We start from the raw sequence: 19,253 nt of genomic DNA, 5'->3' as shown, positions 1-19,253 counted from the left end.
CCTCCGGTTCACCCCTGCCGTTCGCGGAGGGAGATCTCGGGAGCGGGCGTGTTGCCTGCGGCTGTCGTACTACCCAGAGTACGCGCCCGTGACCTCGCCGGTTCCACGGGAGGAGTACCGAACAGCGCCCGCCGCACCTCGGCCCGGACCTCCCGGACGGTGTCCCGGACCGGCCGCCACACCGCGCGCGCGAGATGCCCGGCCGGCGTCAGGACGTACCGGTACACCTGCACCGCGGGCCACCCGACGAGCACCCGGCCGGCCCACGCGCACCCCCACCACAGCCCTCCGGCGATCAGCCCGGCCACGTACCAGGCCCAGGCGAGGGCGCGGCCGAGGGGAGCGAGGACGTACCGGTGGAGCGGCAGGAGCAGGTACCGGTGGACGGCGAGGGCCAGCCACAGGAGGGCCCGCCCGACCGGCACCAGCACGTAACGCCAGGTCAGCCCCACCAGCCGGGCGAGGGCGAGGCCCAGCGGCCGCAGCAGGTACGCGTACAGCACGCGCCCGGCCGGCGCGAGGAGGTACGCGTACAGCCACGAACCCACGGGCCGCAGGACATACCGCCACAGGGCGACCCAGGGCCATACGAAGAGGAGCCTCAGCAACGTGGCCACCAGCCACCCGAGCCCGCGCAGCACGGGTCCGACGACGTGGACCATGAGCGGTCCGAGCACGTGGCGGTGCAGGACGCGCCCAAGGGCGGCGAGCAGCTCCCAGACCACCCGTACGGGCAGCACGACCAGCAGCGCCACGATCTTCACGGGGATCCGGACGACCTCGACCAGGCATCCGCCATCACCCTGCGCGGCCTGCGGTTTCTTGTTCTCCATACCGCCAAGGACACACGAGAGACCCCCGCCCGTTGCAGCCGGGGGCCGTCCACGTGCACGTCAAGCGGATCCGTCCCTGAAAATGCGCATGTCCCCCTGCTCCGGGCAGGGGGACATACGCGACCTCACGACTTCGGGGATCCACCCACCACGCTCAGCGGCAGCAGCTTCTTGCCCGTCGGGCCGATCTGGATCTCGGTCTGCATCTGCGGACACACGCCGCAGTCGAAGCACGGCGTCCAGCGGCAGTCTTCGACCTCGGTCTCGTCGAGGGCGTCCTGCCAGTCCTCCCAGAGCCAGTCCTTGTCCAGGCCGGAGTCCAGGTGGTCCCAGGGCAGTACTTCCTCGTAGGTGCGCTCGCGGGTCGTGTACCAGGCCACGTCCACGCCGTACGCGGGCAGCGTCTTCTGCGCCGCCTCCATCCAGCGGTCGTACGAGAAGTGCTCGCGCCAGCCGTCGAAGCGGCCGCCCGACTCGTACACGGCGCGGATGACGTCGCCGATGCGGCGGTCACCGCGCGAGAGCAGGCCCTCGACGATGCCCGGCTTGCCGTCGTGGTAGCGGAAACCGATGGAGCGGCCGTACTTCTTGTCGCCCCGGATCTTGTCGCGGAGCTTGCCCAGGCGGGCGTCCGTCTCCTCGGCCGACAACTGCGGCGCCCACTGGAACGGGGTGTGCGGCTTCGGCACGAAACCGCCGATCGACACCGTGCAGCGGATGTCGTTCTGGCCGGAGACCTCGCGGCCCTTGGCGATGACGTTGACCGCCATGTCGCCGATCTGGAGCACGTCCTCGTCGGTCTCGGTCGGCAGGCCGCACATGAAGTACAGCTTCACCTGGCGCCAGCCGTTGCCGTACGCGGTGGCGACGGTACGGATCAGGTCCTCTTCCGAGACCATCTTGTTGATGACCTTGCGCATGCGCTCGGAGCCGCCCTCGGGGGCGAAGGTCAGACCGGAGCGGCGCCCGTTGCGGGTCAGCTCGTTGGCCAGGTCCACGTTGAACGCGTCCACGCGGGTCGACGGCAGGGACAGGCCCACCTTGTCGTCCGTGTAGCGGTCCGCGAGGCCCTTGGCGATGTCCGCGATCTCCGTGTGGTCCGCGGAGGAGAGGGAGAGGAGGCCGACCTCCTCGAAGCCCGTGGCCTTGAGCCCGCGCTCCACCATCTCGCCGATGCCGGTGATGCTTCGCTCCCGCACGGGGCGCGTGATCATGCCGGCCTGGCAGAAACGGCAGCCGCGGGTGCAGCCTCGGAAGATCTCCACCGACATCCGCTCGTGGACGGTCTCGGCGAGCGGGACCAGCGGCTGCTTCGGGTAGGGCCACTCGTCGAGGTCCATCACGGTGTGCTTGGACACGCGCCACGGCACGCCGGAGCGGTTGGGCACGACCCGGCCGATGCGGCCGTCCGGGAGGTACTCCACGTCGTAGAAGCCCGGCACGTAGACATTGCCGGTCTTGGCCAGGCGCAGCAGGACTTCCTCGCGCCCGCCCGGCCGCCCCTCGACCTTCCAGGTGCGGATGATCTCGGTCATGTCGAGGACGGCCTGCTCGCCGTCGCCGATGACCGCGCAGTCGATGAACTCCGCGATCGGCTCGGGGTTGAAGGCCGCGTGGCCGCCCGCGAGGACGATCGGGTGGTCGACGGTGCGGTTCCTGGCCTCCAGCGGGATGCCGGCGAGGTCCAGGGCCGTCAGCATGTTGGTGTAGCCCAGCTCCGTGGAGAAGGACAGGCCGAACACGTCGAAGGCGGAGACGGGGCGGTGGCTGTCCACGGTGAACTGGGGCACCTTGTGCTCGCGCATCAGTTCTTCGAGGTCCGGCCACACGCTGTAGGTGCGCTCGGCGAGGACGCCCTCGCGCTCGTTGAGCACCTCGTACAGGATCATGACGCCCTGGTTGGGCAGCCCGACTTCGTACGCGTCCGGGTACATGAGCGCCCAGCGGACGTCGCAGCTCTCCCACTCCTTGACCGTGGAGTTGAGTTCACCGCCGACGTACTGGATGGGCTTCTGCACATGCGGAAGCAGGGCCTCAAGCTGAGGGAAGACCGACTCGGTCATCACGCGACTTTCGTGAAGCGGGCAGGGGGCAGCTCTCAAGCGTACCCCGAGGCTCAGCCGCCCCCACCCACATGATCATTCCAGTCCGGCCCGCAGCGACGGGTCGGAGGCCTTCGCCCAGATATCCGGAAGCTCCCGTTCGTACCGTTCGGCCAGGGCCTCCTCGCGGGCGTAGAGCACGCCCCAGGTGAAGGCCGGCTCCCCCGCGTCCGTCGCCTGGACGGCGAGGCCGCGCAGGGCGGCGCGGGCCACCACGCTGTCCTGGTGGTCGCCGAGGAGGGACTGCACCTTCTTGACCTTCTTGGCCAGGCGTTTGGCCGGTTTGCCGAGCGCCGGCGTCGCGGCCTCCGCCGCGTAGCGGGCGCGTTTGGCCGCCTTGCGGGCCTCGTGGAGGGCCACGTCACGCTCATGGCCCTCTTCGAGGGCGAGCGCCGTGTCGACCCGGCCGGCGAGGCGCTCGTAGTCGTGCAGCACGGCCTTCGGCAGGACGCTCTCGGCGGGCCTGGCAGCGGCCTTGCGCAGCGGGGGATCGGCCAGCAGGGCGTCGAGGGCGTCCAGGAGGGCGAGGTGGCGCTCGCTGTCGAGTGCGGCCACGGCCTGCTGCCGGGACGCGGTGCGGCGGGCGGTGTCCCAGGCGTGCAGGCGGCCGGGGAGCGGGCCCAGGAGCAGGGTGTCGGGCAGTTCGTGGAGATGGTCCCCGATCCGTTCCCGCAGGACCTCCTGGTCGCGGTCCACCCCGAGTTCGGCGGCCAGCCAGCGCAGCTCCTCGCCGAGGGGGTCGGTGGCCTTCCGGTCCAGCACCTTGCGGTACGTCTTGAGGGCGCTGCGCAGCCGGCGGCTGGCGACCCGCATCTGGTGGACGGAGTCCGGCAGGGCCCGCCGTACGGCGGGGTCCTGAGCGACGAGGGCGTCGCGCTGTTCGCGCAGGTAAGCCAGGACGTAGGCGCCGGCGGTGCCCTCGGGGGAGTCTCCGAGGGGACGGGGCTCGGGTTCCGCGCCGGTCTCGACCAGGGCCCGGGCAAGCTTGGAGGGGGCGTCGCAGACGCGGAGCCCGGCCTTGCGGAAGGTCTTCTCGACGGCGTCGAGGAGTTCGGGGTCCACGCCGTCGGCGAGTTCCACCTCGATCTCGGTCCATCCGGCGGTGGCCTCGCCGCGCTCGGCCAGGACCTCGTCGGTGCTCAGTTCTGCGAGCAGGGCCCCTTCGGCGTCGAGCAGGTGGCTGATGTGGCGCGAGGAGACCAGCCGGACCTGCGGCCGGAGCGCCGCGTCCCGTACGCGCGAGCGGACGAGGGCGGCGAGGTCGGGCGGGACGGTGTCGCTGAGCGCGGCTCCGATCTCGTCGCGGACTCCGGGGGCGATCGGCAGTTTGAGGTGCCAGCCGGCGTCCGCGCCGCCGGTTCTGCGCCGCAGGGTGAGACCGTCGGCGGCGAGCCGCTGGTCGGGGGTGTCGTAGTAGACGGCGTCGAGGTCGACGGTGCCCTGGTCGGAGACGGCCGCGATCGCGGCCGTCCCGGTCAGGTCCGGCACCCCATGCTGGGCAGCTGTGGCCTTGGAGAACTCGAATTTCCGCTCGATCTCGCGTTGTGTGTCCGCCATAGACCGAACTTAGTCCTGAACGAATCACATCGGCACGACGAACGGAACATCAGGCTGACAATGGCCGCTGCACCTTGATCGACTGCAGTAGTCCGATCGCCACCCACACCGCGAACATCGACGATCCTCCGTACGAGACGAAGGGCAGGGGGAGGCCGGCCACCGGCATGATCCCGAGGGTCATCCCGATGTTCTCGAAGGACTGGAAGGCGAACCAGGCGATGATCCCGGCGCACACGATGGTCCCGTAGAGCTCGGTGGTCTCGCGGGCGATCATGCAGGCGCGCCACAGGACGATGCCGAGCAGCAGCAGGATCAGTCCGGCCCCGACGAAGCCCAGCTCCTCACCCGCGACCGTGAAGACGAAGTCGGTCTGCTGCTCCGGCACGAACTGGCCGGTGGTCTGCGAGCCCTTGAAGAGTCCGGAGCCGGTCAACCCGCCGGAGCCGATCGCGATGCGCGCCTGGTTGGTGTTGTACCCGACGCCGGCGGGGTCGAGTTCGGGGTTGGCGAAGGCGGCGAAGCGGTTGATCTGGTACTCGTCCAGGACGCCGAGCTGCCATATCAGGACGGCCCCGCCCGCGCCGGCGCCGATCAGGCCCAGCACCCAGCGGTTGGAGGCGCCGGAGCCCAGCAGCACGCCGAGGACGATGACGACCATGACCATGACGGACCCAAGGTCGGGCATGAGCATGACGATGCCCATCGGGGCGGCTGCCAGGCACAGCGCCTTCACGACCGTGCGGTGGTCCGGATGGGTGAGGTCGCCGGCGTCCACACGGGTGGCCAGCAGCATCGCCATGACCAGGATGATCGTGATCTTCACGAACTCGGAGGGCTGGAGGGAGAATCCGCCGCCGATCACGATCCACGCGTGCGCGCCGTTGATGGTGGCGCCGAGCGGGGTGAGCACCGCGAGGATGAGCAGGAGCGAGATTCCGTAGAGGAAGGGGACCGCGCCGCGCAGCGTGCGGTGGCCGAGCCAGATGGTACCGATCATCAGGACGAGTCCGATGCCGGTGTTCAGAGCGTGGCGGGCGAGGAAGTAGTACGGGTCGCCCTGGTTCAGCTGGGTCCGGTTGCGGGTCGCCGACCACACCAGGAGGGCGCCGATGAAGGACAGCGCGAGCGCACTGAGGAGTATCGGCCAGTCGAGCCGGCGCACCATCGAGTCGCGGGCGGTGAGCCTGGCCATCGCCCCTCGCTCGGGCGCGTACCGGGAGACGGAGAACTTGTTGGCGGTCTGCATGTCGGTTTCGGTCCTCAGTCGTGCCGTGCGGGGCGCTGGGCGGGCGGGCCGGCGAGCGCGGGCGGCGCCAGCTCCTCCGGGGACGGCGGCACGTACGGCCGGATCTCGGGCGCTTCGATGGAGCCGTCGGGGTGGATCTTGGGCAGTTTGGTCTCCGGGCCCAGCAGCAGGGCCTTCTTCAGGTCCTGCTTCCCGTCCATGGTCAGACCGTAGATGGCGTTGTAGAGGTTGCGTACGGCGGGGCCGGAGGCTCCGGAGCCGGTGCCGCCCTGGGAGATCGTCATGACGATCGTGAAGTCCTTGGTGTAGGTCGCCAGCCATGACGTGGTCTGCTTGCCGTAGACCTGGGCGGTGCCGGTCTTGGCGTGCATCGGAATCTTGTCCTGCGGCCAGCCGCCGAACCGCCAGGCGGCGGTGCCGCCGGGCTCGACGACCGAGCGCAGGCCGCCGTCGAGGTCGCTGATGGTCTTGGCGTCGATCGGCAGCCTGCCGTGGGACTGCGGCTTGATCATCTCGATGTGCTTGCCGTCGGGGCTGACCACGGCCTTGCCGACCGTGGGGTTGTAGAGGGTGCCCCCGTTGCTGATGGCGGAGTACGCGGTGGCCATCTGGATGGGGGTGACGAGGACGTCGCCCTGGCCGATGGCGAAGTTGATGCTGTCGTAGGCCTTCAGCTGGTTGCCTTCGAGGCAGCTCTCGTACGCGATCTGCTCGACGTAGGTGCCGCCCCGCTTGCCCTGCTTGCACCAGGAGCCCTTGTTGGCCTTCCAGAAGTTCTGCTTCCACTTCCGGTCGGGGATGCGGCCGGGTACCTCGTTCGGCAGGTCGATCCCGGTCTCGGAGCCGAGTCCGAACTCCCGGGCGGTCCGGTAGAACCAGTCGTGGGCGTCCTTCTTGGGGCTGAGGCCGCCGTCGCGCTGCCACTCCTTGTGCCCGAGGGCGTAGAAGACGGTGTTGCAGGAGAACTTGAGGGCGTCGCCGAGGCTGATGGGGCCGTGCCCCTTGGACTCGAAGTTCGCGAAGCTCCGGCCGCCGAGGCTGTAGGAGCTGCTGCAGTTGTACTTGCTGTCGAACGGGTACCCGGCCCGGACGGCCGCGCTCGCCGACACCACCTTGAAGATGGAGCCTGCGGGGGCCTGGCCCTGGATGGCCCGGTTGAGCAACGGGTAGTTGGAGTTCTTGCTGGTGAGCCGGGCGTAGTCCTTGCCGGAGATGCCGCCGACCCAGGCGTTGGGGTCGTAGTCGGGCTGGGAGGCCATCGCGACGATGCGGCCGGTCTTGGCCTCCATGACCACGACGGCGCCGGAGTCCGCCTCGTACTTGCGGCCGGTGATGTTGTCGGTCTCGTGACGGACGACCTTCATCGCCTGCTGGAGCTCGTACTCGGCGACGGCCTGGACCCGGGCGTCGATGCTCGTGATGAGGGTGGACCCGGCCACGCCGGGGTCGGACTTGGTCTGGCCCATGACCCGGCCGAGGTTGTCGACCTCGTACGAGGTGACCTCGGCCTTGCCGCGCAGCTGCTTGTCGTAGGTGCGCTCGATTCCGGAACGGCCGACCTGGTCGGAGCGCAGGTGAGGCGAGTCGGTGTCCTTGGCCTTCTGGATCTCCTCGTCGGTGACCGGGGAGAGGTAGCCGAGCACCTGGGAGGTGCGGGCCCCGCCGGGGGCCGGGTAGCGCCGGACGGCGGTGGGTTCCGCGGTGATGCCGGGGAACTCCTCGGGGCGTTCGCGCAGTTGCAGCGCCTGCTGCGTGGTGGCTTCGAGGGTGACCGGGATCGGCTGGTACGGGGAGCCGTTCCAGCAGGGCGCGGGGGTCTGGGAGTCGCAGAGGCGGACCTTCTCCATGACCTCCTTGGGGGTCATGTCCAGGACGCCGGCGAGGCGGGTCATGACGCCCTTGCCCCTGTCCTTCATCTTCATCAGCGCGGTGCGGCTGGCGGAGACGACCAGACGGGTCTCGTTGTCGGCGAGCGGGACACCGCGGGCGTCGAGGATCGAGCCGCGCACGGCGGGCTGGACGACCCGCTGGACGTGGTTGCTCTTGGCCTCGTGGTAGTACTCGGCGCCGTTGCGGATCTGGAGGTACCAGAGCCGGCCTCCGAGGGTGACCAGCATCGAGAGGACGAGCACCTGCATGATGACGAGTCTGATCTGCACCCGGGAGGTGCGGCCGGTCTCCGGAACGTTCGTCACGTCGGCTCCTCCCTCACAGCTTCTTGACGCTCTTCACACTCTTCACGGTCTTCACGGCCTTGACGGCCTTGACACCCTTTATGCGGCCGGCCTTGTTGGCCCGGGCGCGCGCGGTCTTCAGGCGCAGGCCGCCGCGCTGGCTGCCGATGCGCAGGCCCGTGCCGCCGGCCAGCCAGCCGGCGGAGACGTCGGCGGCCTTGTTGGAGGGGCCGCCGCCGGCCTCCACGGCCATCGGGTCGTTCTCGGCGCGCCGGGCCAGGGCCATGATGAACGGCACGGTGAACGGCGCGAGCAGCAGGTCGTAGAGGGTCGCGGTGAACAACAGCCCCGTCAGGCCCACGTGGCGGGCCGCGGTGTCGCCGACGAGGCTGCCGACGCCCGCGTAGAGGAGGGTGGAGCCGATCGCGGCGGCCACGACGGTGAGCATCGGGCCCCAGGCGGAGCGGAACCTGCCCCCGTCGGGGCGGACGAGGCCGCAGACGTAGCCGATGACGCACAGGACGAGCGCGTACCGCCCGGCGGCGTGGTCGGCGGGCGGGGCCAGGTCGGCGAGGAGGCCGGCGCCGAAGCCGATGAGCGCACCGCTGACGTGCCCGTACACGAGTGCGAGGGCGACGACGGTGAGGAGCAGCAGGTCGGGTACGGCACCGGGCAGTTGGAGCCGGCCCAGGACGGTGACCTGGACGACGAGGGCCACCACGATGAGCGTGGCCGAGAGCAGGATCCGGTTGAAACGCATGGTCGGTCTGCTCCTACTCGTCGGCCGGCTTGGCGGGCACGCCGGCGGACCCGGACGGGGTGACCGTGACGGTGACGGTCGGAATGGGCTTGGGGGCCTCGGGCTTGGGCGGCAGGACGGCGTCGCGCGGGTCCTCGCGCGGCGGCATCACCACGACGCCGACGATGTCCAGGCGTGAGAATCCGACGAACGGACGCACCCAGACGGTGCGGGTCAGGTCGCCGCGCGAGGGGTCGACCTTGACCACCTCGCCGATCGGGACGCCGGGCACGAAGGGCTTGTTGCCGCGCGAGCCGAAGGTGACGAGGCGGTCGCCGGGGGCGATCTTGGCCTTGCCGTTGAGCATCTGGACGGACAGGGCGCGGTCGCCCTGGCCGGTGGCGAAGCCGAGTTCGCCGGTCTTCTCCAGGCGGGTGCCGACGGTGAAGTCGGGGTCGTTGGCGAGGACGACGGTCGCGGTGTCGGGGCCTACCGTGCTGACCCGGCCGACGAGCCCGTCCCCGTTGAGGACGGTCATGTCGCGTTCGATGCCGTCCTTGCTGCCGGCGTCGATGGTGACGGTCCAGGAGAAGCCCTGGGCCGCTCCTATCGCGATGACCTCGGCGCCCTTGATGCCGTACTGCCCGGCGCCGGCCCGCTTGAGCATCTCGTCGAGTTCGTGGATGCGGCTGCGGGTCTGTTCGTCGCTGCCCAGTCTGGCCTTCAGGGCCGCGTTCTCGCGTTCCAGCGTGGCGATGCGGTTGTGGCGCTCGCCGGAGTCCCGTACCGCCCCTATGGCGTGGGCGACCGGATCGACCGCGGTCGCCACACCCTTCTCGACCGGGCCCAAGACCGCTGCGGCGGCCTGCCGGGCACCGTCGACCGGCGACTCCTCGCCTGCCCTGATGTCCACCGTGATCAGTGCGAACGCGATGGCGATCAGAAGCACCAGGAGCAGCCGGCTTTCTCGTGTGTCCCTCACGTGCGGCGGCCGTGCCTTCCTCGTCGAAATTCTCTTTGCCTGTATATCAACGATCCGCCGCACGGGCCCGGTAGCACCCGTACGGCGGATCCTTGTGTTCCGCATGGCCCCTCCGGCAGGGAGGGGTGGTTGTCAGCGACGGGGCTGGGCGTCGAGGACCTGCTGGAGGGCCTCGAACTCCTCGACGCACTTGCCGGAGCCGAGCGCGACGGAGTCGAGCGGGTCCTCGGCGATGTGGATCGGCATGCCGGTCTCCCGGCGCAGCCGCTCGTCGAGGCCGCGCAGCAGGGCGCCGCCGCCGGTCAGGACGATGCCGCGGTCCATGATGTCGCCGGAGAGCTCCGGCGGGCACTTGTCGAGCGTGGTCTTGACCGCGTCGACGATGGCGTTGACCGGCTCCTCGATGGCCTTGCGTACCTCGGCGGCCGAGATGACGACCGTCTTGGGCAGGCCGGACACCAGGTCGCGACCGCGGATCTCGGTGTGCTCGTCCTTGTCGAGGTCGTACGCCGACCCGATGGTGATCTTGATCTGCTCGGCCGTTCGCTCGCCGAGGAGGAGCGAGTACTCCTTCTTGATGTGCTGGATGATCGCGTTGTCGAGCTCGTCGCCGGCCACCCGGATGGACTGCGCCGTGACGATTCCGCCGAGGGAGATGACGGCGACCTCGGTGGTGCCGCCGCCGATGTCCACGACCATGTTGCCGGTGGCCTCGTGGACGGGCAGGCCCGAGCCGATGGCGGCGGCCATGGGCTCCTCGATGATGTGCACCTGTCGGGCGCCTGCCTGCGTGGACGCCTCGATGACGGCGCGGCGCTCTACTCCGGTGATGCCGGAGGGAACGCAGACCACGACGCGCGGACGGGCCAGGTAGCGGCGCTTGTGGATCTTGAGGATGAAGTACCGGAGCATACGCTCGGTGATCTCGAAGTCGGCGATGACGCCGTCCTTGAGGGGTCGTACGGCGACGATGTTGCCGGGCGTGCGCCCGATCATCTTCTTCGCCTCGGAGCCGACCGCCAGAATGCCGCCGGTGTTCGTGTTGATGGCGACCACGGACGGCTCGTTCAGGACGATCCCCCGGCCCCTCACGTACACCAGCGTGTTGGCGGTCCCGAGGTCGATCGCCATGTCACGGCCGATGAACGACATGTTGTTCCCCTTGTTCCCCATGAGGAGCGTCTGGCCTTCCAGTTGATAGCGGCTGCTGTCAGGTCGGCGAGTGGGTGTGGTGGGTGGAGGCCCCATCGTAGTGCCGGGAGTACGGACACCGCGCGACGGGACTCCGGCAAGCCCGCCGGAATGGATACCCGCCCCCTTAGTGGTGACGACGTGTCCTGCCCAGGCGTTCCCGCTCGTGCCCGGAAATACCGAAGGGCGACCGAAATTACTTCGGTCGCCCCAGGTCATGAGCGCTATTCGGCTGATGTTATGTCAGGGAAGCGTGCTCAGAGAGCGGGGAAGAAGAGCTTCAGCTCGCGCTCGGCGGACTCCTCCGAGTCCGAGGCGTGGATCAGGTTCTCCCGGGTGACGGTGCCGAAATCACCCCGGATGGAGCCGGGAGCCGCGGCGATCGGGTCAGTCGGTCCGGCCAGCTGGCGGACCCCCTCGATCACGCGTTCCCCTTCGACGACCAGGGCGACGACCGGACCGCCGGCCATGAAGCCCATGAGGGGCTCGTAGAACGGCTTGCCCTTGTGCTCCCCGTAGTGCGTCTCCAGGGTCTCCTGGTCCAGCGTGCGCAGCTCCAGTGCGGGAATGGTCCAGCCGGCCTTCCGCTCGATACGGCCGATGATCTCGCCGACCAGACCACGACGGACGGCGTCGGGCTTGAGCAGGACGAGGGTGCGCTGGGTCATGTTGCGGCTCCTTGCGGCATACGGGTGCGGTAGGACGAATCTACAGGTCCGTCGGGGTCCGTCCGGCGGGCGGGCCGGAGGGACCCGTCACGCAGCGTCAGGCTCCCCGGCTGCCCCGGACGCCTCCTGCGCGGCCGCCCAGCGCGCCTTGATCGTGTCGATCTTGCGGCCGTAGTGCACGGAGCACCACCACAGGCCGGCGAACACCGCGCCGAGGAAGAACATCGTCGGAACGACGAACCCGCTCGCGATCAGCCCGATCTGCAAGGCCCAGCCCAGCTGGACCGCCCCGGGGCGCGACAGCATGCCGCAGAGCAGCACCGACAGCAGCATCGTGACCCCGCACACCGTCCAGACCGTGGCCTGGGTCAGGTCGGGGTTCTTCATCGCCACCAGCCCCGCGAAGCCGATCACGAAGAACTCGCCGATCAGCGTGCTCGCACACAGCGTGCGCATCCTCAGCCCCTCTTCAGCAGCAGGCGGGCCTCGCCCACCGTGATCACGGAACCGGTCACCAGGACCCCGGCTCCTCCGTACTCGGCCTCTTCCTCCGCCAGGGTGATCGCCGCCTCCAGGGCGTCGTCCAGCCGCGGCTCCACCTGCACCCGGTCCCCGCCGAAGACCTCGACGGCGACGGCCGCCAGCTCGTCCGCGCCCAGCGAGCGGTGGCTGGAGTTCTCCGTCACCACCACCTCCGCGAAGATCGGCTCGAAGGCCTCCAGCACGCCGCGGACGTCCTTGCCCTCGCTCGCGGCCACGACCCCGATCAGCCGGCTGAAGCCGAACGACTCGGTGACCGCCTCCGCGGTGGCCGCCGCGCCCGCCGGGTTGTGCGCGGCGTCCAGGACCACCGTCGGACTGCGCCGCACGACCTCCATGCGGCCCGGCGAGGTCACCGAGGCGAAGGCCTTCCGCACGGTCTCCGGGTCCAGGACGCGCGCGTGCTCCTGGCCGATCCCGAAGAAGGCCTCGACCGCGGCCAGGGCGACCGCCGCGTTGTGCGCCATGTGGGCGCCGTACAGCGGCAGGAAGATGTCGTCGTACTCGCCGCCCACACCGCGCAGCGTCAGCTGCTGGCCGCCGACCGCGACCTCGCGGGAGACGACGCCGAACTCCATGCCCTCGCGGGCCACGGTCGCATCGACCTCCACGGCCTTCTTCAGCAGCACCTGCGCCGCGTCCACCGGCTGCTGCGCCAGGATCACGGTCGCGTCCTGCTTGATGACGCCGCCCTTCTCCTGGGCGATCTCGCCGGGCGTGGAGCCGAGCCGGTCGGTGTGGTCCAGGCTGATCGGGGTGATCACCGCGACGGAGGCGTCGATGACGTTGGTCGCGTCCCAGCTGCCGCCCATGCCGACCTCGACCACGGCCACGTCCACGGGGGCGTCCGCGAAGGCCGCGTAGGCCATTGCGGTGAGCACCTCGAAGAACGACAGCCGGAATTCCTGGGCGGCGTCGACCATCTCCACGTACGGCTTGATGTCCTGGTACGTCTCGACGAACCGCTCGGCGTCGATCGGCGCTCCGTCGAGGCTGATCCGCTCGGTGATCGACTGCACGTGGGGGCTGGTGTAGCGCCCGGTGCGCAGCTCGAAGGCGTTCAGCAGGCACTCGATCATGCGGGCCGTGCTCGTCTTGCCGTTGGTGCCGGTGACGTGGATGGAGGGGTACGCGCGCTGCGGCTCGCCCAGCACGTCCATCAGCGCCGCGATCCGCGACACCGACGGCTCCAGCTTGGTCTCGCCCCAGCGGGTGGCGAGCTCCTGCTCCACCTCCTGCAGCGCCTTCGCGACCTCCGGGTCGACGGGCCGGGCGGGTACCGGGTCCCCCTGGGGCGGCCCGGCCTGGGCGCGCAGGGTGCGGCTGCCGGCCTCGATCACCGCCAGGTCGGGGTCGCGGTCGGACTCTTCCGCCACGATCTGGTCGAACTCGTCGAAGGTACCGGCGAGGTCGTCGTTGTCGTCGTGGTCGTGGCTCTCGGGCTGCTGCTCACTCACAGGGCCAGTCTACGGACGGGGACCCCGTGGACTTTCGTCCCGGCCGTTTCCGGCCCCCCGACGGCGAGAGCGACCGGATCGTTATGCGGGTTCTGCTCGGGCGACGGGGGGCGAATGCCGCAGGCCGCCACGCGCACGACACCAGCCGCGGACGGCGCGGACGGCGTCAGCCGCGGACGGCGCGGACGGCGCGGACGGCCTCAGCCGCGGGGCAGCGTCGCGAGGACCTCGTAGGAGTCCTCCGTGCGCGTCGCGGTCAGGGTCCCGCCCAGGCTGCACACGCGCTCCGACATGCTCGCGGTGCCCGAGCCCGCCGAGACGGGGGCCCGGCCTGGGGTGCGGGCCGGCAGCGGGTTGCTCACGGCGATGCGCAGCTGCGGGCCGTCCGCCGCGACCCTCACGTCGACGGTCTCCCCGTGCGCATGCTTGGCGGCATTGGTCAGGCACTCCTGCACCACCCGGTAGACCGCCGCCTGCCGCAGCGGCGACAGCCCGTGCGCGTCCTCGTCCAGGGCGAGCCGGACCGGGGAACCGGCCCGCCCGCTCTCCTCGGCGAGCGTCGGCAGCCCGTCCACGCCCGGTGTCGAGGCGCGTTCGCCGCGCTGCACGATGATCTCGTTGAGCACCAGATGGGCCCGGCGCGCGGTCTCGGCCAGCTCCTCGAAGTCCTTGGCGTGCGTCGTCTCGCGCGCCCGCACCGACAGCACCTCGGAGCGCACCGTCAGCAGGGTCAGCTCCCGCCCGACGAAGTCGTGTACGTCGCGCGCGACGGAGTTCCGCTCCTGCTGGACGGCCTGCAGCACCGCGGACTCGGCCCGCCGGGCGGTGAGCTCCCCCACCAGGTCGTGCCGACAGGCCGCGATGCCCACCGCCGAGGCGAGCACTCCGATGGGCACGACCAGGCTGAGGAAGCCGCTGAGCGTCTGCCCCGGGGGCTCGGGCCAGCCCGGCACCGCGAACATGACCAGCGCGAAGCCGACGTAGCCGACGGTGGCGAGGATCCCGGCCCGGCGCCCGCGGTAGCGGCCGACCGAGTAGAGCGCGAACTGGACCAGGGTCAGCTCGTGCAGCCACCCGATGAAGAGCAGCGCCGCGAGGTACGAGATCCAGGGCAGCCGGCGGCGCACCAGCAGGCTCGCGCAGCCCAGGGCGAGCACGACGGCGGCGGCGAGCCCGCTCAGCGAGTTGTCGGCGGCGGCCAGGCCGGGCAGGTCGAGCGCCATCAGGCCGAGGCAGCCCAGCGCGATCAGCACGTCCAGCGCCCGCGGCGAACCGGCCCAGCCGTCGTTGAGCCGGCGGCCGGAGGCCACCCACCGGTGGAGGGCCGGGACGACGGGCTTGACGCGCATGCCCTCCATCATCCGTGGTCAGCGCGTTGGATCCGGATCAGCCGGGACCCGAAAGGGAGTGACGTAGGGCACTTCGGACAGAGCGGATGTCCCGGCCCCTCGCGACTGTGCGCCGCCGCCCGGGGCCCCGGCCCCGGCGTCCGGGGCGGGGGCGGGCTGCGGGCGTCCTGGGGGCCGTTCGGCGACCGCCCTCTGTGACGCCGGGCCTCCGACGGGGAAGGCATAGGGCGAAAGCCCCCGCGTCGACCGACGGTGCGGGGGCCTTCGCGTGCCTACGGGCGCCTACGCGGCCGGCAGTGCGTCCAGCTGGGCCTGGATCCGGGCGATGTCCGCCTCGGCCTTGGCCAGGCGGCCCTTGATCTTGTCCACGACGTTGTCGGGGGCCTTGGCGATGAACGCCTCGTTCCCGAGCTTCGCCTCGGCCTGCTGCTTCTCCTTCTCGGCGGCGCCGAGGTCCTTGGAGAGGCGCTTGCGCTCGGCGGCGATGTCGATGGTGCCCGACAGGTCGAGCGCGACCGTGGCGCCGGCGACCGGGAGGGTCGCGGTGGCACTGAAGGAGTCACCCTCCGGCTGCAGACGCAGCAGCTGGCGGATGGCGGCCTCGTGCGCGGCCAGCGGCGTACCGGTGAGGTCCAGGCGCGCCGGGACCTTCTGGCCGTCCTGCAGTCCCTGGTCCTTGCGGAACCGGCGGACCTCGGTGACGACGGTCCGGACGCTCTCGATCTCGGCCTCGGCGGCCTCGTCGCGGAAGCCGCTGTCCTTCGGCCACTCGGCGACGACGAGCGACTCACGCCCGGTCAGCGTGGTCCACAGCGTCTCGGTGACGAAGGGGACCACCGGGTGCAGCAGGCGCAGCATGACGTCGATGACCTCGCCCAGCACCCGGCCGGAGACCTTCGCCTGCTCGCCGCCCGCGAAGAACGTCGTCTTCGACAGCTCGACGTACCAGTCGAAGACCTCGTCCCACGCGAAGTGGTAGAGGGAGTCCGACAGCTTGGAGAACTGGTAGTCGTCGTAGAACGCGTCGACCTCGGCCACGGTCTTGTTGAGGCGCGACAGGATCCAGCGGTCGGTCGCCGACATCTGCCCGGCCGCCGGCAGTTCGCCCTCGATCGTGGCGCCGTTCATCAGCGCGAAGCGCGTGGCGTTCCAGATCTTGTTGGCGAACTTGCTCGAGGCCTGGACCCAGTCCTCGCCGATCGGGACGTCGACGCCCGGGTTGGCGCCGCGGGCCAGGGTGAAGCGGACGGCGTCGGAACCGTACTTGTCCATCCAGTCCAGCGGGTTGACCGCGTTGCCGAAGGACTTCGACATCTTCTTGCCGCGCTCGTCACGGACCATGCCGTGCAGGGCGATGGTGTGGAACGGCGGGGTGCCGTCCATCGCGTACAGGCCGAACATCATCATCCGGGCGACCCAGAAGAAGAGGATGTCGTAGCCGGTGACCAGGACGGAGTTCGGGTAGAACTTCGCCAGGCTGTCGGTCTGCCGCGGCCAGCCGAGCGTGGAGAAGGGCCACAGGCCCGAGGAGAACCACGTGTCGAGGACGTCGGTGTCCTGGGTCCAGCCCTCGCCCGCGGGCGGCTCCTCGTCCGGTCCGACGCAGACGACCTCGCCGTTCGGGCCGTACCAGACGGGAATGCGGTGGCCCCACCACAGCTGGCGCGAGATGCACCAGTCGTGGAGGTTGTCGACCCAGTCGAAGTACCGCTTCTCCATCTCCTGCGGGTGGATCTTGACTCGGCCGTCGCGGACCGCGTCACCGGCGGCCTTTGCGAGCGGGCCGACCTTGACCCACCACTGCATGGACAGGCGCGGCTCGATGGTGGTCTTGCAGCGCGAGCAGTGGCCGACGGAGTGGGTGTACGGGCGCTTCTCGGCGACGATCCGGCCGTCGGCGCGCAGCGCGGCGACGATGGCGGAGCGGGCCTCCAGCCGGTCCAGGCCCTGGAAGGGGCCGTGGGCCGTGATGATGGCGTGCTCGTCCATGACGGCGAGGTTCGGCAGGTTGTGGCGCTGGCCGATCTCGAAGTCGTTCGGGTCGTGCGCCGGGGTCACCTTGACGGCGCCGGTGCCGAACTCCGGGTCGACGTGCTCGTCCGCGACGACCGGGATGCGGCGGCCGGTCAGCGGCAGCTCGATCTCGGTGCCGACGAGGTGCTTGTAGCGCTCGTCCTCCGGGTGGACGGCGACGGCGGTGTCGCCGAGCATCGTCTCGGCGCGGGTGGTCGCGACGACGATGGACGCGTCACCCTCGCCGTAGCGGATCGAGACGAGTTCGCCGTCGTCGTCCTGGTACTCGACCTCGATGTCGGAGATCGCGGTGAGGCAGCGCGGGCACCAGTTGATGATGCGCTCGGCGCGGTAGATCAGCTCGTCGTCGTAGAGCTTCTTGAAGATGGTCTGGACGGCCTCGGAGAGCCCCTCGTCCATGGTGAAGCGCTCGCGCGACCAGTCGACGCCGTCGCCGAGGCGGCGCATCTGGCCGGAGATCTGCCCGCCGGACTCGCCCTTCCACTGCCAGACGCGCTCGACGAAGGCCTCACGGCCCAGGTCGTGGCGGGACTTGCCCTCCTTGCCGAGCTCGCGCTCGACGACGTTCTGGGTGGCGATGCCGGCGTGGTCCATGCCGGGCTGCCACAGCGTCTCGAAGCCCTGCATGCGCTTGCGGCGGGTCAGGGCGTCGATCAGCGTGTGCTCGAACGCGTGGCCCAGGTGGAGCGAGCCGGTGACGTTCGGCGGCGGGATGACGATGGTGTACGGCGGCTTCTCGCTCTTCGCGTCGGCCTCGAAGTACCCACGCTCTACCCAGCGCTCGTAGAGCTTCCCCTCTACCTCGGCCGGCGTGTACGCGGTCGGCAATTCGGAGTTGGGGCTGCTGGGTGTCTGCGTGTTCTCGGTCACGGGCCACAGTTTAAGGCCGTAACAGCTCAGTCATGAAACCAGTAATGAGGGGGCCCGCCGCCCCGGGCGCCTTCGGCTTCCGCCAGGATGTGTGGGACGTATAAGCAACCTCATTGGGGGACGCGGGATGAGCTACAACCAGCCAGGGCCCTACGGCCAGCAGCCGCAGCAGCCCGGACCGTACGGCCAGCAGCCGGGCCCGTACGGCCAGCAGCCCCCGCCGCCGGGCCCGTACGGCCAGCCCGCCCCCCAGCCCGGTTACGGCTACCCGCAGCAGCCGGGTGTCCCTCCGCAGGGCTACCCGCAGCAGCCTCCGACGCCGGCGTACGGCTACCCGCAGCAGCCTCCGTACGGTGGGCAGCCGCCGAAGAAGTCCAAGGCCGGCGTCATCATCGGCGTGGTCGTGGCGGTCGCGGTCATCGCGGGCGGCGGCTGGTACCTCCTGGGCGGCGGCGCGGGCAGCGTGTCCGACGACACCAAGGGCTACAAGCTCGCCTTCCCCGCCTCGGTCGACAGCTACCAGAAGGCTCCGGACACCGCCGGCGCTCCCGCGGCGGACGCCCCGGTCACGGGCGAGGGCAAGACCAAGGCCGAGGCACTGGGCGTGCAGAACGCCCACAGCTCGACCGCCAAGTACCAGGTCGGTACGGACGGGAAGGGCAAGCAGCTCGCGGCAAACGGCCTGTGGGGCGACATCGCCGACCCGGAGAAGGCGGTCGACGGCTACTACGCCGGCATCGGCCAGAACAACAAGGAGACCGAGAAGCTAGGCTTCAAGTACGAACTGGTCGGCACCCCGAAGGCATTCACTCCGGACGGGTTCAAGGGCGCCGTCATGAAGTGCGCCAACATCAAGATGATCAGTGTCAAGCCCGCCACCGGCAAGACGCCCAAGGACATGGAGATCCCCTCGTGCGCCTGGGGAGACCACTCGACGCTGGTCGGCATCAACGCCGCCGACCCGGCCGCCCTGGTGCTCGGCGGCAGCAGCGGCACTCTCGACGAGGTGGCGGCGCTGACGGCGAAGCTCTACAACACCTCGCGCACCAAGGCCTGATAGGGCAAGGGCCCAGCACTCAAGCTGGGCCCTTGGGTCATGAACGTCAGTCACGCGCCGCCTGGTAGCACGCCTCACGGCTGTCGTCGTACTTCACACCCAGCTGAAGCATCCGGGCGAAACAGCCTTGCTCGCCGATGAAACCCCCCTCGCCGAGATCGCATGCGCCGATGACGCCGGATCCCACGTTGTAACCCAGGTTCCGCATGTAGTTCTGGCAGTCCCCCGACGTGGCCTGTGCAGGCGACGCCACGAGCACAGGCAGCGCACCCGCCATTGCCACCGCTGCCGCCATCCCGATGATCCGTCGCGTCTTGCTCATGCACCTACTCCTTGCGGGTTGATTCCTACCAACGGGTAGTCAACTCGCTTCAGAGCAGGGGCTCAACGCACATTCGAACCTATGGCCGACCTTTCCGTCTTCTTGGCTGATCTCCACACGCCAGGAGGG

The 19,253-nt window shown here is 70.1% G+C and carries 15 protein-coding genes; 1 reads left to right on the top strand and 14 read right to left on the bottom strand.

What is annotated here, in order from left to right; all coding sequences use genetic code 11:
- Window positions 1-8: 8 nt before the first annotated feature.
- The 13 genes from ACWGIF_RS20015 to ACWGIF_RS19955 form a co-directional block, all read right to left on the bottom strand.
- Window positions 9-833, bottom strand: coding sequence for a hypothetical protein (locus ACWGIF_RS20015; RefSeq protein ID WP_453499124.1), 825 nt, complete (start codon window positions 831-833; stop codon window positions 9-11).
- Window positions 834-958: 125 nt separating this feature from the next.
- Window positions 959-2,899, bottom strand: coding sequence for a TIGR03960 family B12-binding radical SAM protein (locus ACWGIF_RS20010; RefSeq protein ID WP_453499122.1), 1,941 nt, complete (start codon window positions 2,897-2,899; stop codon window positions 959-961).
- 72 nt (window positions 2,900-2,971) lie between these two features.
- Window positions 2,972-4,492, bottom strand: coding sequence for a CYTH and CHAD domain-containing protein (locus ACWGIF_RS20005; protein ID WP_453499120.1), 1,521 nt, complete (start codon window positions 4,490-4,492; stop codon window positions 2,972-2,974).
- A 49-nt stretch (window positions 4,493-4,541) separates the two neighbouring features.
- Window positions 4,542-5,741 carry a rod shape-determining protein RodA gene (gene rodA / locus ACWGIF_RS20000; RefSeq protein WP_453499118.1) on the bottom strand — a complete coding sequence of 400 codons (1,200 nt, stop codon included), beginning with the start codon at window positions 5,739-5,741 and terminating at the stop codon, window positions 4,542-4,544.
- A 14-nt stretch (window positions 5,742-5,755) separates the two neighbouring features.
- Window positions 5,756-7,936, bottom strand: coding sequence for a penicillin-binding protein 2 (gene mrdA, locus ACWGIF_RS19995; protein ID WP_453499116.1), 2,181 nt, complete (start codon window positions 7,934-7,936; stop codon window positions 5,756-5,758).
- A 13-nt stretch (window positions 7,937-7,949) separates the two neighbouring features.
- Entirely contained in the window at window positions 7,950-8,675 is a 726-nt protein-coding gene (gene mreD / locus ACWGIF_RS19990; RefSeq protein ID WP_453499114.1) for a rod shape-determining protein MreD, read from the bottom strand.
- A 13-nt stretch (window positions 8,676-8,688) separates the two neighbouring features.
- Window positions 8,689-9,636, bottom strand: coding sequence for a rod shape-determining protein MreC (gene mreC, locus ACWGIF_RS19985; protein WP_453499112.1), 948 nt, complete (start codon window positions 9,634-9,636; stop codon window positions 8,689-8,691).
- Window positions 9,637-9,768: 132 nt separating this feature from the next.
- On the bottom strand, window positions 9,769-10,788 hold the full coding sequence (locus ACWGIF_RS19980) for a rod shape-determining protein (RefSeq protein WP_008738981.1): 1,020 nt from the start codon (window positions 10,786-10,788) through the stop codon (window positions 9,769-9,771).
- A 296-nt stretch (window positions 10,789-11,084) separates the two neighbouring features.
- Complete coding sequence (ndk, locus tag ACWGIF_RS19975; RefSeq protein WP_453499110.1) at window positions 11,085-11,495, bottom strand: nucleoside-diphosphate kinase; 411 nt, start codon at window positions 11,493-11,495, stop codon at window positions 11,085-11,087.
- Window positions 11,496-11,582: 87 nt separating this feature from the next.
- Window positions 11,583-11,951 (bottom strand): DUF4233 domain-containing protein, encoded by a 369-nt coding sequence (locus ACWGIF_RS19970; protein WP_453499108.1) that lies wholly within the window; start codon window positions 11,949-11,951, stop codon window positions 11,583-11,585.
- A gap of 2 nt (window positions 11,952-11,953) precedes the next feature.
- Complete coding sequence (gene folC, locus ACWGIF_RS19965; RefSeq protein ID WP_453499106.1) at window positions 11,954-13,492, bottom strand: bifunctional tetrahydrofolate synthase/dihydrofolate synthase; 1,539 nt, start codon at window positions 13,490-13,492, stop codon at window positions 11,954-11,956.
- Between the two features lie 200 nt (window positions 13,493-13,692).
- The gene (locus ACWGIF_RS19960; protein WP_453499104.1) at window positions 13,693-14,841 is read right to left on the bottom strand and encodes a sensor histidine kinase; all 1,149 of its coding nucleotides are present in this window, start codon (window positions 14,839-14,841) and stop codon (window positions 13,693-13,695) included.
- Between the two features lie 282 nt (window positions 14,842-15,123).
- Window positions 15,124-17,745, bottom strand: a complete 2,622-nt coding sequence (locus ACWGIF_RS19955; RefSeq protein ID WP_453499102.1) for a valine--tRNA ligase — start codon at window positions 17,743-17,745, stop codon at window positions 15,124-15,126.
- Window positions 17,746-17,872: 127 nt separating this feature from the next.
- On the opposite strand from ACWGIF_RS19955, the gene ACWGIF_RS19950 reads away from it, so the two are divergent.
- A complete protein-coding gene (locus ACWGIF_RS19950) occupies window positions 17,873-18,802 on the top strand; it encodes a hypothetical protein (RefSeq protein WP_453499100.1) in 930 nt (309 codons plus the stop codon).
- A 46-nt stretch (window positions 18,803-18,848) separates the two neighbouring features.
- On the opposite strand, the gene ACWGIF_RS19945 is transcribed toward ACWGIF_RS19950, so the two are convergent.
- The gene (locus ACWGIF_RS19945) at window positions 18,849-19,124 is read right to left on the bottom strand and encodes a hypothetical protein (protein WP_453499098.1); all 276 of its coding nucleotides are present in this window, start codon (window positions 19,122-19,124) and stop codon (window positions 18,849-18,851) included.
- Window positions 19,125-19,253 lie beyond the last annotated feature (129 nt).

The organism is Streptomyces sp. NPDC054849, assembly GCF_053610945.1.
The sequence above is the reverse complement of the archived record's forward strand: the minus strand, read 5'-3'. Positions and strand labels throughout refer to the sequence as shown.